This window comes from Vibrio chemaguriensis (genome assembly GCF_012275705.1).
Lineage (GTDB): Bacteria > Pseudomonadota > Gammaproteobacteria > Enterobacterales > Vibrionaceae > Vibrio > Vibrio diabolicus.
In genome coordinates this window covers 1-14,785 of record NZ_SHOE01000029.1, presented here as the reverse complement: position 1 = coordinate 14,785, position 14,785 = coordinate 1, and the positions used below count along the sequence as shown (strand labels likewise).

General features: G+C 44.3%; 11 protein-coding genes. 4 read left to right on the top strand and 7 right to left on the bottom strand.

Features of this window, described 5'->3' with window-relative positions; genetic code table 11:
- Nucleotides 1-152: 152 nt before the first annotated feature.
- Nucleotides 153-1,325 carry an MFS transporter gene (locus tag EX191_RS19940; protein WP_193448341.1) on the bottom strand — a complete coding sequence of 391 codons (1,173 nt, stop codon included), beginning with the start codon at nucleotides 1,323-1,325 and terminating at the stop codon, nucleotides 153-155.
- 142 nt (nucleotides 1,326-1,467) lie between these two features.
- Entirely contained in the window at nucleotides 1,468-2,520 is a 1,053-nt protein-coding gene (gene aroG, locus EX191_RS19935; protein WP_193448340.1) for a 3-deoxy-7-phosphoheptulonate synthase AroG, read from the bottom strand.
- Between the two features lie 461 nt (nucleotides 2,521-2,981).
- On the opposite strand from aroG, the gene EX191_RS19930 reads away from it, so the two are divergent.
- Nucleotides 2,982-3,974: an OmpA family protein gene (locus EX191_RS19930; protein WP_005396135.1), complete on the top strand. Its 993-nt coding sequence runs from the start codon at nucleotides 2,982-2,984 to the stop codon at nucleotides 3,972-3,974.
- Nucleotides 3,975-4,061: 87 nt separating this feature from the next.
- On the opposite strand, the gene EX191_RS19925 is transcribed toward EX191_RS19930, so the two are convergent.
- A complete protein-coding gene (locus tag EX191_RS19925) occupies nucleotides 4,062-4,664 on the bottom strand; it encodes a beta-phosphoglucomutase family hydrolase (RefSeq protein ID WP_031780520.1) in 603 nt (200 codons plus the stop codon).
- Nucleotides 4,665-4,740: 76 nt separating this feature from the next.
- Between EX191_RS19925 and arfB the strand changes: the two genes are divergently transcribed.
- Both arfB and EX191_RS19915 read left to right on the top strand, forming a co-directional pair.
- A complete protein-coding gene (gene arfB / locus EX191_RS19920; protein WP_005396137.1) occupies nucleotides 4,741-5,154 on the top strand; it encodes an alternative ribosome rescue aminoacyl-tRNA hydrolase ArfB in 414 nt (137 codons plus the stop codon).
- A 101-nt stretch (nucleotides 5,155-5,255) separates the two neighbouring features.
- Nucleotides 5,256-7,025 carry a methyl-accepting chemotaxis protein gene (locus EX191_RS19915; RefSeq protein ID WP_193448339.1) on the top strand — a complete coding sequence of 590 codons (1,770 nt, stop codon included), beginning with the start codon at nucleotides 5,256-5,258 and terminating at the stop codon, nucleotides 7,023-7,025.
- 92 nt (nucleotides 7,026-7,117) lie between these two features.
- On the opposite strand, the gene vmeZ is transcribed toward EX191_RS19915, so the two are convergent.
- Together vmeZ and vmeY are read right to left on the bottom strand one after the other, a co-directional pair.
- Nucleotides 7,118-10,270, bottom strand: coding sequence for a multidrug efflux RND transporter permease subunit VmeZ (gene vmeZ / locus EX191_RS19910; RefSeq protein WP_046875892.1), 3,153 nt, complete (start codon nucleotides 10,268-10,270; stop codon nucleotides 7,118-7,120).
- A gap of 8 nt (nucleotides 10,271-10,278) precedes the next feature.
- The gene (gene vmeY / locus EX191_RS19905) at nucleotides 10,279-11,406 is read right to left on the bottom strand and encodes a multidrug efflux RND transporter periplasmic adaptor subunit VmeY (RefSeq protein WP_005396140.1); all 1,128 of its coding nucleotides are present in this window, start codon (nucleotides 11,404-11,406) and stop codon (nucleotides 10,279-10,281) included.
- A gap of 417 nt (nucleotides 11,407-11,823) precedes the next feature.
- On the opposite strand from vmeY, the gene EX191_RS19900 reads away from it, so the two are divergent.
- Nucleotides 11,824-12,288, top strand: coding sequence for a dCMP deaminase family protein (locus EX191_RS19900; protein ID WP_005373515.1), 465 nt, complete (start codon nucleotides 11,824-11,826; stop codon nucleotides 12,286-12,288).
- An 87-nt stretch (nucleotides 12,289-12,375) separates the two neighbouring features.
- Here the strand turns inward: EX191_RS19900 and pepT are convergent, their stop codons facing one another.
- The gene (gene pepT, locus EX191_RS19895) at nucleotides 12,376-13,605 is read right to left on the bottom strand and encodes a peptidase T (protein WP_193448338.1); all 1,230 of its coding nucleotides are present in this window, start codon (nucleotides 13,603-13,605) and stop codon (nucleotides 12,376-12,378) included.
- Between the two features lie 170 nt (nucleotides 13,606-13,775).
- Nucleotides 13,776-14,639 (bottom strand): DUF6279 family lipoprotein, encoded by an 864-nt coding sequence (locus EX191_RS19890; RefSeq protein ID WP_031780521.1) that lies wholly within the window; start codon nucleotides 14,637-14,639, stop codon nucleotides 13,776-13,778.
- Nucleotides 14,640-14,785: the final 146 nt, after the last annotated feature.

Sequence of the window (14,785 nt, the reverse complement as noted above, 5' to 3'; positions counted from 1 at the left end):
TTATTACAAAAAGTTAGACAAAAAGTCTTATCAATTCGACATTTTTAGTGTGGGAATTCACATTATCAATAAAAACATAAAGAAGAAGTTGTGGAGTTGAGCTAATAAACAAAACCCGACACGTTATGCCGGGCCATGTATAGAAGATCTAATCAAGCAGTTTGGGATTCCGTTTCTTTGTTCGTTTTCAAAGCAAACATCACGATGACGAGTAGCACAAAAGGAAGAACGTACAAATTAAGGTTTTGCCAACCTACGGTGGATTCGAGCCAGCCAGATAGTAATGCAGTGATAGTGACACAACTGAACACGAAGAATTCATTAAATGCCTGAGCCTTGCTCCTGTTTTTCGCTTCATAGCTTTGACTAAATAACCCAGTTGCCGCGATAAACATAAAGTTCCAACCAACGCCTAACAGAACTAAAGCAAGACTAAAGTGCCAAATGGACACTCCGTGTATGTTAATTCCAATACAAGCAACAAATAGCAATCCACCGGCTAAAATCATATTCTTCGCGCCAAACCGATCTATCAACCGTCCCGTGACAAACGCTGGTGCAAACATGCCCAGCACATGCCATTCGATCACTCCTGCCGCTTTGTCAAAATCAAAGCCACAACCAATCATCGCCAGAGGCGTTGCTGTCATTAAAATGTTCATCACCGCATACGCAACCATTGCGGCGATAACCGCTAGCATGAAATTAGGTCGACGGATAATATGCCCCACTTTATCCGCTTTAGTATGTAGAACTTGCGTGTGTGCTGGTGGAAAACGAATCGTTTGCAGCACGATCAACGCAGTTATATAAAGTCCAATAAGCACGGCAAAAGCACTAATGTACAAACCATCATCTGACCATTGCTGTGAATACACCGCCAAATTAGGGCCAAGTATCGCCGCTAGTACCCCTCCCGCCATAGATATCGAAATCGCCCTGTGTCTTGCCGACTCTTCACACACTTCAATAGCAGCAAATCTGTATAGCGTTCCGAAGCCAATACCAACACCGAGCAAAAAGGTAGAAACACAGAACAGATAGAAGTTCTGTTGACTTAACGCATACGTCGCTAGGCTGGCACCCAAAATGCCAATAACATTACCGAGACTAAACCCAAGGCGACGTCCCAACTTGCCCATAATTAGTGACGCAGGGATCGTCGCAGCCATCAGTCCTAAAAATTGCAGCGCAACGGGCAACGTAATAAAACTTGATGACGGCGCAAGTGTTTTGCCAATAAGGGCAATAACAGATATGAGTAAAATATTCCCTGTCATTAATAGGGCTTGGCAAAGGGATAATAGCCATACATTACGATTCAATTCCAAATTCCTTTTGGTTACAGCGCATACAGATAACATATAGGAAAGCAGAAACAATAGAAAGAGATGCGAGTAATTCTCAATAAAAAAGAGCCAGAAGCACAATGCCTCTGGCTCTTTAAAAAAGTTCTTTCTGTTGAGCTTATTTGTTACGGCGCGCTTTTACTGCATCTGAAAGCTGACGAAGTACGGTTTCCGTATCTTCCCAACCGATACATGCATCGGTAATCGACTGACCATAAGTGGCCGCTTTGCCATCTACTAGGTCTTGGCGACCTTCAACTAAATGAGACTCAATCATCACACCAAAAATTGCTTCTTCGCCACCAGCGATTTGCTCTGATACGTCATCAGATACCAACATTTGACGTTTGAACTGCTTCGAGCTGTTAGCGTGGCTAAAATCAATCATCACTTTTTTCGGTAGCCCTGCGCCGCCTAACTCGTTTTTAATTTGAGCAACATGCGCTGCACTGTAGTTTGGCTCTTTACCACCACGGAGAATGATATGGCAATCAGGATTGCCAGCGGTTTCTACGATCGCAGAATGACCGTATTTTGTTACTGATAAGAAGTGGTGAGAAGCACTTGCAGAACGAATCGCATCGCTCGCGATCTTAATGTTCCCGTCTGTACCATTTTTAAACCCAACAGGACAAGAAAGACCAGAGGCAAGCTCACGGTGAACCTGAGATTCTGTCGTACGAGCACCGATAGCACCCCAACTGATCAGATCCGCCACGTACTGAGGCGTAATCATATCTAGGAACTCACTCGCGGTTGGCAAGCCCATATCGGTAAGATCAAGAAGAAGCTTACGTCCAATACGCAGACCATCATTCAGCTTGTAGGTATCATTTAGGTAAGGGTCGTTGATCAGACCTTTCCATCCTACCGTTGTACGCGGTTTCTCAAAATAAACTCGCATCACAACTTCTAGTTGTTCACCAAGTTCATCACGTAATACTTTTAGCTTTTTACCATATTCAACCGCAGCAGCAGGATCGTGAATGGAACACGGGCCAACAATTACAAGCAATCGGTCATCTTTTCCTTCAAGAATATTGTGAATGGCATTACGGCAATCGAAAGTGGTCGAAGAAGCGGTTTCAGTCGCTGGGAACTTCTCTAATACTGCTACAGGTGGCAATAACTCTTTTACTCTATTTATTCTTACATCATCAGTTTGAAACATTACTTCTACTTCCTGGTTTTTATTTCCGACCCAATTTTTTGCCAACTGAACTCATTGCAACATTGTTCACAAAGCGAGCAGCATCAAGGGCTCTGGTCATTTTCTGTCTAGCGTTTAAGTAACTTATCGGCTTAGGCGTAGACTTGCAATCAGTTTTTGCAAATAAATGCAAATAAAAACCACCTGTTAACCACCGCGCACAATGTAAAATAAAGTTTACGAAAAAAAGTTCAAAATAATCATCAATTTTCTTATGACCCCAAAAATCTTTACTACAATGTAAGAAATATCAGAAGTTTGTGAGGTGTTATTGGTTATTAAATGTTGATCAAGTTCAAAGATATTGTTGCTTGATATGAAATGATTAGAATATTAAACTAATTTCTTATAAACGCTGGTTTTTTCTAATTTTTTGATAAAACGAAGTAGAAATTAATATGCAATCAATACAAGGAAACATTATGAACAAAGTAGCAATTGCAGTAGCAGCAGTGGTAGCTGGTAGTAGCGCGCTTTTAAACTCTGCTCAGGCTGAAATGTATATCGGGGGCAAAGTAGGCATGACTACACTTGACGATGCTTGCTATCTAAATAGCCCTTGTGATGATGAAGCTTTTGGTGCTGGACTACATATCGGTTATGACTTCACCGATATCATCGGGCTAGAGTATGGTGTCGACTTCTTAGGCGATTACAAAGCTAACTTTAAGTCAGGGGCTAATACAGTTAATACGATCGACGGCAATTTAACGGCTTTAACTCTCGCACCTAAATTTAACTGGCACTTGAACGAATCTTGGAACTTATTCGCTAAGATCGGTGGTGCTTACATGATGTCTGATGACGAAAAAGATTTCGTTCCAACTGGCTCGCTAGGTGCTGAATACACTATCGACAGAAACTGGAGCGTACGCGCAGAATATCAACGCTATCAAGACCTGTCTGATGACGTATGGGACGACATGGACGCTAACTTCTTCGGTATCGGCTTTAACTACAAATTTGCGGCTGCGCCAGTGGTTGCGGCAGTTGTAACAGAAGAAGTGGTTGAGCCAGATCCAGAACCAGTGATGATGAGCAAAGTGCACAAAGAAGAGTACGGTACAGGTACGTTTGAATTCGACAGTGCTAAGCTAACAGACTCTGTTTCGGAGCGTCTAGACAACTTCGTATCATTCTTGAACGAATACCCTCAAGCTCAAGTAGAGATCACTGGCTACACGGATAGCTCTGGTCCTGCGACTTACAACCAAAAACTGTCTGAGCGTCGTGCTCAATCTGTTGCGGATTATCTAACTGCTGCAGGCATTGACTCAGATCGTTTAACTGTGAAAGGCATGGGTGAAGAAAACCCAGTTGCTGACAACAGCACTCGTGAAGGTCGTGAGAAAAACCGTCGCGTAGAGGTTGTGGTTCCTTCGTTTGAATATCAAGAGCTAGTTCAACCTGAATAAACATCTATGATACTTTATCTATGATGTTGTAACAGTTAATGGGGTGCGTTTGCACCCCATTTTGATCTCGCTTTATCGCTCTTTTTACTATGGTTTTGGAAAAAAGATTAACTCGTTATCTTGCACCATAACGCAATCCATACCCGCTGCATGCGCCGCTCGTTTACCTAGCTCGGTATCCTCGAATACAAGACATTGTGACGCTTCCAACCCAAGATGCTCGGCCGCCACCAAAAAGGTATCCGGAAAAGGCTTATGGTTCTCTACATCACTCGCTGTTACCACAACATCCAACTTGTCCAATAAACCGGAGTGGCTCAATAAGCGCATGGCACTTTCTCGTTGACTGCCAGTCCCGACCGCTATTTTCTTGTGGCCTAAATATTCTTCTAACACGATATTAGTGCACGGAATAACGTCCCCGTGCAGCTCCATAGCAGCGAACGTTTCCATTTTAAATGTAGCGACGGTTTTAGGATCTAATGAAAGCTCATGCACACGGTTTAGCTCCTCAACAATTTTAAAGCTCGGCATGCCCCCTAAACTGTGAAACCACTCCTGACAAAACGGAAAATCAAAGCGATCTGCGGTTGCTTGCCAAGCAGCCAAATGGGCTGGCATGGTATCTATTAAAGTACCATCCATATCAAATATGAATCCCTCATAGGGCCTAAAATCAATCGTGCTCATGTCTTTTCTTCTATTTGTACATCTGTGATGTTAATTTATCAGCTCTTTCAATCGTCCTTACCGGCATTTACTTATCATGCTCAAAATTTCGAACTCCGTCACAATTCAAGAGTGGGAAATTCAATTATCCCCAATTAGAGCTCAAGGAAATGGTGGCCAGAACGTTAACAAGGTAGCGTCCGCTATACATTTACGCTTTGATATCCGACATTCCAGCTTACCTGACTTCTACAAAGAACGATTACTTGCTCTTTCTGACAGTCGTATAACTAAAGATGGCGTGATCATCATCAAAGCGCAACAATTTCGCACGCAAGAACAAAATAAGGAAGACGCCCTGAATCGGCTTCAAGCTTTAATTAAAGCTGCCGCCTTACAGGAGAAGAAGCGTATTAAAACGAAACCAACCCGCGCTTCTCAACGCCGAAGACTTGATACCAAGAACAAGCATGGAGCGAAAAAGCAGCAACGTAAGAAAGTGCTGTATTAATGCATGTCGTTTTCTCGACATGTTAGTTGAACAACGTTTGCTAGCCCTTGGGAAATCTCATTGGATTTCTCTTTTTAGTTACTTATTCAGGAAACAACAATATGACTATTAGGCAAAAACTCTACTTCCTCGGAGTTATCGCCATTTTAGGCATCGTGGCCCTTTTGGGTACGTCATCCCATTTCGCCAATAAGAGCAATGAACTTAACAACGCCATCAAACTCGTTGGCGATCTAGAAATACGTTTACTCAACTTACGCAGAAACGAGAAAGATTTCTTACTGCGTAGTAATGACAAATACTTAAGCAAATTTGATGCGAATGTTGATAAGTTTCTAAATACAGAAAAAGAGCTTGCGAGCATACTCACGAGCAATGAATTACCTTCCAGTCAACGATTCAAACAAGACCTCCTTGCATACCAAAAGGGCTTTCAGAATCTGGTCAGTGCTTACCAACGCTACGGACTTGATGCAAAGAGTGGCCTTCTTGCTGCTTACGAGCAAGCACTGTTAGAAGCCAAGCAACGCTCCGACCACCAGCAATTGCTGGCGTTGGTTCGTTTTGACTCTGCGGTCAAATCAGGTCAATTCAATAGTGATTTGCTTGTTGGGCTATATGCTCCGGAGCTCATCAAAACAGGTAAGCTAGTAGCGGCACAAAAACAAGTTGTAGGGGTCGCTTACGACCAAGGCCTACTTGGTGAAACTCGCGCATTATCTCATGCCGTAGAAGAGCAATTTGAAACCTTTTCGACAGCCCTTAGCTCTGCTGCTGCAAAGCGTGATGAACAAATGTCGACCATCAAGCAAGTCATTACTGCCCTGATCTTAGGTGTTATTTTCGCATTGATTTGGCAGATCTCTCACTCAATCAATACACGAGTAAACAGCTTGCTTGGTACCATTCGAAGCATTAGCGAAACAAACAACATGGGACTGCGCTCTGACTTGAAAGGCAAAGATGAGCTATTTGATATCAGCCACCACCTGAATGATCTGTTGGATAAGCTTGAGCAGTTAATTAGTGGCACCCAAGAAAAATCGGCGCAGTTAACGGCCAGTACCGATAATATGCATCGTGAGCTAGAAGGGGTTATGGAGCAGTTCCATACTCAAACGGACCACACTGCATCGATGGCTACTGCGGTTCAGCAAATGGTGGCAACGATAGGCGAAATATCGGAAAGCACGTCGGTTGCGGTAGAGGGTGTGCATCAAGCCGCGAATAATGCCGAACAAGGCCGAAGTGTTGTTGAAACTACTGTAACCAACATTGGTCAATTGACCAGTATTTTATCGAACAGTCAGCAGTCGATTGGCTCGTTGAACCAACATGTAGATAAAATTGGTGGTGCGGTGAACATCATCCAAGAAATTGCGGAACAAACTAACTTACTGGCTCTCAATGCAGCAATTGAAGCCGCGCGAGCGGGCGAACAAGGTCGTGGCTTCGCCGTTGTTGCCGATGAAGTACGTGCCCTAGCTAGCCGAACTCATCAATCTACCGAGGAAATCACGCGAGTTGTTGTTGATATTCAAGCTCAAATGTCTACGGTCGTGGCGGATATTGATCAATGTAACGATCAAGGACAACAAACGCTTAATGCCTCTGAAAAACTGGATTCTAGCCTGCAGCAGATCATCACTGACATGCATGCAATCCAAGGCAATTCGGAGCGCATTGCTTCTGCGATTGAAGAGCAAGGTATCGTGATGAACCAAGTTAGTGGCTCAATCACCGAGCTTAACGCAATATCTGAGAATAACATGCAATCCGCTCAGGAATGCTTGCATGAAGTGAACTCTGTCTCTGCTCAAGCTCATGATATGGATGAAGCCGTTGCACAATTCAAAACTGCGCTAAAATAACCCTTTTTCAAAATAGAAAGCCCGAGGCAATCATTGCTTCGGGCTTTTTTTTTCAATTGTCACTTCGTGCTTACTGCGCACTTCGGATGTGATTATTCATCATCAAGAGGAACCAGCTTGGTGTTGCCGCCATGAACTTTCTCACGCTGTCTTTGCACCAGAGCGTAGAAGCCTGGGATCAAGAATGTACCTGCTAGAAGCACACACAATAGACCACCAATCAGCGACACGCCGAGTGAGTTTTGACTCACGTGCCCCGCGCCAGCGGCAAAGATAAGCGGGAAGATACCCAGGATAAATGACCATGATGTCATATTCACAGCGCGGAAACGTAACGTGCCTCCTTTAACCGCTGCGCTATCGATATCAGCATCTTTTTCTTCTCGCTCTTGCTTGGCGAACTCCACAATCAAAATTGCGTTTTTCGCCGCCAAGGCTATGAGCAAGACAAGACCAATTTGGGCATACAAGTTAAGCGGCGTGCCAGTTAGATTCAACGCAAGGAAGGAACCTAACGTTGCTACTGGGACCACCAAAATGATGGCTAATGGAATACTCCAGCTCTCATATTGTGCCACCATGAACAAGTAAATGAAGATCAAAGCCAGTGCAAACGCATAAATGGCTTGGTTACCCGCAAGTACTTCCTGGTAGGCCATACCTGTCCATTCATACGTGTATCCCTGCGGGAGAACTTCAGCAGCAACGCGTTCCATTGCAGCAATCGCATCACCACTAGAGTAACCCGGAGCTGGTTGGCCTTGAATGATAGCACTACGGTACATGTTGTAACGCCATGCTACATCAGGCTCGAACACTTGCTCGTAGCTCACTAGCGTACTTAGCGGAACCATATCGCCGTTCGAAGAACGAACATGGAAACGCTCTAGATCTTCCATGCTGCTACGGTGCTGGCTATCAGCTTGCATGGTTACGCGGAAGTTCTTACCAAACATGGTGAAGTCATTCACATAAAGCGAACCTAAGTTGCCTTGCAAGGTTTGGAAAATAGACGACAGTGAAATACCCAACTGCTGTGCTTTCTCACGGTCGATATCAACGTAGTAGTGAGGGACATTCGCGCGGAACGTACTAAACGTGTAGGCAATTTCAGGGGCTTGGTTGGCCGCTTGGATCATTTCTCCCATGACCATCGACAAATCGGTACGGCTTCGCCCTAGCGTATCTTCAAGCACAAACTCAAAACCAGACGCTGCCCCCATACCAGGAACCGCTGGTGGCCCCATCGCAAACACAACCGCTTGAGGCAACTCTGTTGCAGCACGACCGTTAATACGCGCCGCGATAGCATTGGCAGAGTGTTCCCCTTGCAACGAGTTACGAGTATCCCAGTCATGCAGTTTGATAAACACAGATGCACCGTTTGATGCTGCTGCGCCTGTCATAAACGAGTAACCGTTCGCAACCGTCACGCCATCCACACCAGGTTCTTCACCAATCATGTTCATTAAATCATTGGTGACTTCTTCAGTACGAGATAAAGATGCTGAATCTGGTAGCTGAACGTTAACCAGCAAAATGCCTTTATCTTCTTGAGGAACAAACGCTGTTGAGGTGGTTTTCGCAAAGAAAGTGACCGCCGCGATAGCGACTATAAAGAACGTCACGAGTAGCAAAGATTTCTTCACCAAGAAACCAGCGACCTGACCATAACGCGTTGTGATACGCTCTAAGCCTCGGTTGAAAGCCTGGAACCAGTTAGCGGTGTTGCCCCCACCCTGCTTCAATACCAAAGAACAAAGTGCTGGAGACAGCGTCAATGCGTTAATGGATGAGATCACAACCGAAATACAGATGGTCAAAGCGAACTGGCGATACATGATACCAGTGATACCCGGCAGCATCGCGACTGGTATGAATACCGCAAGTAAAACCAAGGTCGACGTGATGATTGGGCCCGTTACTTCTTTCATCGCTAGCAATGTCGCTTTACGCGGTGAAATGGTTGGGTCTTTCGCCATGGTGGTATCGACGTTTTCGATAACCAGAATCGCATCGTCCACCACGATACCAATCGCGAGGATCAAGCCAAACAAAGTGACCGTATTGATGGTGAAGCCCGTCGCCTGCATGATGGCAAACGTACCAATCAGAGAAACGGGGATCGCAACAACAGGAATCAAAGTTGCACGCGCACTACCCAAAAACAAGTAAGTTACAGCAATCACCAATAGAATCGCTTCAATCAGCGTTTTCACTACCCCTTTGATCGATTCAGATACGAACACGGTTGTATCGTAGCTGGTCTCATACGCCATTCCCTCAGGGAAGTTTTTACTCAAGTCCTCAAGCAGCTCCATGACGGCCTGACCACTTTCTAACGCGTTCGCATCCGATTGAAGAGACAATGCAACAATTGACGCGTCCTGACCACGGAATTTACCGTTACCATCGTAGAACTTTTTACCTAGTTCGACACGAGCGACATCTTTCAGATAAACCGTGGAACCATTTGGATTAGCTCGAAGGACAACGTTCTCAAACTCGCTCACGCTTTCCAAGCGACCTTTGGTCACAAGGTTAAACTGAACTTCTTGCGGATTGTTGTATGGTGCTGCACCAACACGCCCTGCCGCAACTTGAACGTTTTGTTCAGCCAAAGCGGCGTATACGTCTGACGTGGTTAGCTTAAGGTTGGCCATTTTTTCCGGATCTAACCAAACACGCATTGCGTATTCGCCACCACCAATCACGTTAACTTCACTAATGCCTTTCGCACGAGCCAGCTGATCTTTTACATTCAAGTTAATGTAGTTAATCAAGAACTGATCGTCATATTTACCATCAGGTGAATAGAAGTTAAGGACCATCAGCAAGTCAGGTGAGCGTTTTTTCACCGTCACACCAACCATGCGCACTTCTTGAGGCAGTTTTGACTCGATCTGTGACACACGGTTTTGCACGTTTACTTGCGCCATGTCTGGATCGGTCCCAACATCGAACGTGACATTTAGGCTGTATGAGCCATCGTTCGCGCTCTTTGAAGACATGTAGATCATGTCCTCAACGCCATTGACCGACGTCTCTATGGGGTCCGCAATGGCCTGCTCGACAACTTCCGCACTCGCACCGGTGTAGTATGCCGAAACACTGACTGATGGCGGACTTATCTGTGGGTACTCCGCCACTGGCAAAATCGCCAGTGAGATCGCGCCTGCTAGCGTTAATATGATCGAAATAACCAGCGCGAATTTAGGTCTCTGAATAAAGAAACGACTTAACATAGTGCCCCCTACTGCTTATCTTCAGCAGGTGTTTGAATGCGCACTTCTACACCATTACGCACACGCTGTAGGCCCTGTGTAATAACCGTATCTTCCTGTTCGAGGCCTTCTCGAATGATAATGCCTTGTTCAACCTGAGGTCCAAGCTCGACGTTACGACGCTCTGCCACACTTCCCTCAGCCATCACCATCACAAAGTCACCTTCTAAGTCAGTCTGTACGGCACGTCGTGGGATAACAATAACGTCTTTCGTGTTCTTATCTCTCAAGTTCACTTTGATGTGCTGACCCGGAAGTAACTTCTGCTCTGGGTTTGGCACTAGCGCACGCATTGCAATCGTACCAGTTTTGGTATCAATACGATTACCTAAGAAATCGAGCTTACCGAGATGCTCAAAAAACTGGCCATTTTCCAGCTCAAGCTGAACTTCAACTCTGTTTGATTCTGCTGAGCCGTCGCCTTTGACTTGATCCATACCCATGGCTAAACGCTCGCGCTCACTCACACTAAATGAAGTATGCACTGGGTCTAAGCTCACCAATGTCGTCAGCACGCCAGATGAAGGGGAAACAAGATCACCGGTACTAACTTTGGTATCGCTAATGCGACCGCTGAACGGAGCTCGGATTTGAGTATAAGAAAGGTTAACTTCAGCAAGCTTAAGCTGAGCATTTGCTGCTTCTAGCTCTGCTTTCGCACCAAGAAGTGCCGCAGTTAAGGCGTCAAACTCAGATTGAGAGATACTACCGCGAGGCAACAAGTTTTTACCTCGGGTGTGGTCTAGTTCCGCTTTTTTTAGCGCGGCTTTTGCTTGTGCAAGTGCCGCTTTAGCGCTCGCGACTTGTGCTTCAAAAGAAGATGGCTCGATAGAATAAAGAAGCTGCCCTTTTTCTACCATTTGCCCCTCTTCAAAGTGACGAGCTTTTAAATAGCCAGAAATCTGCGCGGTAATATTGGTATCTTCTACTGCTTCAATGCGACCGATATAAGACTTGCTCGGTTGGTAGTCGATAACCGTGACATCCTGAGTCACTACGAGAGGCGCTTGGCCTTCCCTTTGGGCATTATTAGCTTCCCCGCATCCAGCGAGGATTGCTGTAGCCGCCATTAGTGCGACAAGTGGTTTCTTTTGCATGTATTTACCGTCTTTATAGAACAGGATATTGTTGAATTCCCATCAACCTTACTCCTTGCTGCCACTGAAAACTTCACTCAAAAGCCCCCAAAATGTTTCTAAATGTAAACATGAGAAACAAAAAGAAAATAAAGTAATTTAGTTAACAGTGATATTTAACGAACAATACACAAGCAGCTCAATCATAACTATTTGATATACACTCTCAGGCATCGTGCATTTAGAGGCGCTAGGAAACACTAAGTGAGATATCGTATAAAGACGGAAAGTGAGATTCGGTGCTCAAGATAAGAACGTTTTATGGTTAAAAAGACAAAAAATGACGCCTTCATACTCAAGACCCCGATTTTGACTATTTTTTTAATATAAATGGGTTATCATTCAATTAATTCAACGCCTTCGACAGAGAGGATGACTATGATTTCTAAATGGGCAAAACGCTTTTACCAGATGGCAGAACTAGTGGCGTCATGGAGTAAGGACCCATCAACACAAGTCGGTGCAGTTATCACTAAACAGAATCGCATTGTATCTGTTGGATTTAATGGCTACCCGCACGGTGTTTCTGACAGTGTCGATACCGATGAACGCGAGTTGAAATACCTTAAAACACTACACGCGGAAGAGAACGCAATTTTGTTCTCAAAACGTGATTTAGACGGATGTGATATTTGGGTGACTCATTTTCCATGTCCTAACTGCGCGGCAAAGATCATTCAAACAGGGATCTCACACGTGCACTGCCCTGAGCAATCTGAAGACTTTCTATCTCGCTGGGGAGATAAAATCCAAGTCAGCCAAGACATGTTCGATCAAGCGGGTGTGAAAGTCGACTGGCTACCACTAGAAGACATTGAAATTGAAGACAAAGACGTACGTTAATGTTTCGTTTTTGAATTTAAAAATAGCCCAGATGACTCTGGGCTATTTTTCCCCATTCAATCGACAAGAACCGCTCGACCTACTCTGTTAACCGTGTTTTTTCGCGGTGAGTTCAGCAATTTTGACGATGACAAGCACTGACTTCTCCATCATTTCAACCGAAATAAACTCATGAATCCCATGGAAGTTAAAACCACCAGTGAAGATATTCGGGCACGGCAACCCCATAAAAGATAAACGAGCGCCATCTGTACCACCACGAATAGGTTTTATAATTGGCTCCACATCACACGCTTCCATCGCTTGCTTTGCTAGCTCAATGATATGCGGGTAAGGCTCAACCATTTCTCTCATATTGTAATAGCTGTCTGTTATTTTCAGTTCTACAGAACCATGGCGTAAGCCCGCGTTCATATCATCAACGAGTTTCTGCATAAAGGCTTTTCGCTCTTCAAGGCCCTGACGATCAAAGTCTCGGATAATGTAACCAAGCTCGCTTCGCGCCACGCCCATTTCTGCCGATTTTAAATGGAAGAACCCTTCGTAGCCTTCTGTTGTTTCGGGAGTTTGATCTTGAGGCATTTGAACCTGAAATTTCGCAGCCAAGTTCATCGCATTAACCATTTTACCTTTTGCAGTACCAGGGTGAACGCTGACACCATGAAAAATCACATCGGCGTTTGCCGCATTAAAATTTTCGTATTCCAGTTCACCTTGCGGGCCACCATCAATAGTGTATGCCCATTTCGCGCCAAACTTTTCAACATCAAATAAATCTGCGCCCCGGCCAATCTCTTCATCTGGTGTGAAGCCGATACGAATGTCGCCGTGTGGAATGTCTGGATTTTCTAGTAACAGCGCGACCGCAGAGAGAATCTCAGCAATACCAGCTTTGTTATCCGCGCCAAGTAATGTAGTGCCATCGGTAGTGATAAGGTTATGGCCATGTAGATGATGTAAATCTGGGTATTGCACCGGAGATAACACTTCATCCCCCAACCCTAGCGCAATATCGCCACCTTGATAATCTTCAATAAATTGCGGTTTTACGTTTTTTCCTGAGGCGTCAGGCGCGGTATCCATATGGGCAATAAAGCCGATAGGCGGCACCTCATAATCAACGTTAGTTGGCAGTCTAGCCATCAAGTAGCCATTTTTATCTAATGTCACATCACTTAAGCCAAGTTCGATCATCTCTTTCTTAAGCAACTCAGCAAACACAAGCTGACCAGGCGAGCTTGGGCAAAGCGTAACATGTGGATTTGATTGGGTATCGAACGTGACGTAGCGAAGAAATCTTTCAACTAAATGTTTCATATTTATTCTCATTGTTTTTATACGATGAGGCTTTATCAACCATCAGTAAGCTGACCTTACCTCATCAAACCTCAAGCTATGTTACGCTCTTAGCTCAATAAGAATTTGCTTTGAATCATTTTTTCATAAGAAAGGCTAATGCACATCCCCTCGTCAATTGAAGCATGAATCTAATCTAATAATTCCTCAGCTAGTACTCGCCACTCTTTTACCTTACCGCGAAAATGACGCCATTGTTTATCGGTCATAGATTGAGAAATATCTAATGTCAGTTGATCGACCAGCACAAAGTTAGAATCAATATTTTTAGAAAGCTGCTCACTGTAATAGCTCTCTGGCTCGAACAACAGGCGCATAAATATATCCTGATAAGTGACAGCATTGGACTTGTTGTCGAACAGATATTCGAGCTCTTGATATATCGTTGCTCGATAACCTCTCCATAAAGGACTGTTAAGAGTGACTTGTTGAGAAAACGTTTGAGCTAATTGGCGCTGACTTTCTGATAGACTTCCCAACCACTCTTCCATCCATTCTTCTGTGTTATCTAGAATAATTTCACGTATTTCATCTTCCGTTTTATCCGCATATTTTGCGTTTCGCTCTTGATAATGCTCTTGTACATTACTCAGAAATTCCCGTTCTTGATCTTTCGTTAACTGTAAACTCAAAGCAAAAAGGTCTGGTGCCGCTTTGCTTACCACTCTATCGTAATGCGCTCGCATTCTATCTCGATTTTCCTGCAAATAATTTAGGGTGATATCGCTCGCTTTTAATCTCTCAAGCTCTTTTAAATGATCGATATATAACGGTAACTCTTCTTTCTTATGCCATTCTGCTAACAATAATAAGCGTTCTTCGACCAAGACTTCTTGTTCACCTTGCAGAGAAACATAATCCTCTATGTAATCGATAACGAACCAATCGATATTGCTGTATAGAAACTTCTTCGTACATCCGGCAAGAAGAAATACGAAACAAAATAGAAGGCCATAGCGAAGCACCTTATTAGATACACCCTGTAATTTAGTCACTTATTCGTATTCCCTTTTCTATTGATTAAGTTCTATACTCAACTTGTATCACTTAATATTGCGGCAAACTTACACCAGTGTGACAAATATTGATTGCCACCTTAATAACTGTCTCTTATACACATCTGACGCTGCCGACGAATAGC

Excerpts from the sequence above, each read along its gene's own strand:
- vmeY (WP_005396140.1), bottom strand. The coding sequence starts at position 11,406 with ATGCAAAAGAAACCACTTGTCGCACTAATGGCGGCTACAGCAATCCTC.
- EX191_RS19915 (WP_193448339.1), top strand. The coding sequence starts at position 5,256 with ATGACTATTAGGCAAAAACTCTACTTCCTCGGAGTTATCGCCATTTTA.
- vmeZ (WP_046875892.1), bottom strand. The coding sequence starts at position 10,270 with ATGTTAAGTCGTTTCTTTATTCAGAGACCTAAATTCGCGCTGGTTATT.
- pepT (WP_193448338.1), bottom strand. The coding sequence starts at position 13,605 with ATGAAACATTTAGTTGAAAGATTTCTTCGCTACGTCACGTTCGATACC.
- aroG (WP_193448340.1), bottom strand. The coding sequence starts at position 2,520 with ATGTTTCAAACTGATGATGTAAGAATAAATAGAGTAAAAGAGTTATTG.
- arfB (WP_005396137.1), top strand. The coding sequence starts at position 4,741 with ATGCTCAAAATTTCGAACTCCGTCACAATTCAAGAGTGGGAAATTCAA.
- EX191_RS19925 (WP_031780520.1), bottom strand. The coding sequence starts at position 4,664 with ATGAGCACGATTGATTTTAGGCCCTATGAGGGATTCATATTTGATATG.
- EX191_RS19900 (WP_005373515.1), top strand. The coding sequence starts at position 11,824 with ATGATTTCTAAATGGGCAAAACGCTTTTACCAGATGGCAGAACTAGTG.
- EX191_RS19930 (WP_005396135.1), top strand. The coding sequence starts at position 2,982 with ATGAACAAAGTAGCAATTGCAGTAGCAGCAGTGGTAGCTGGTAGTAGC.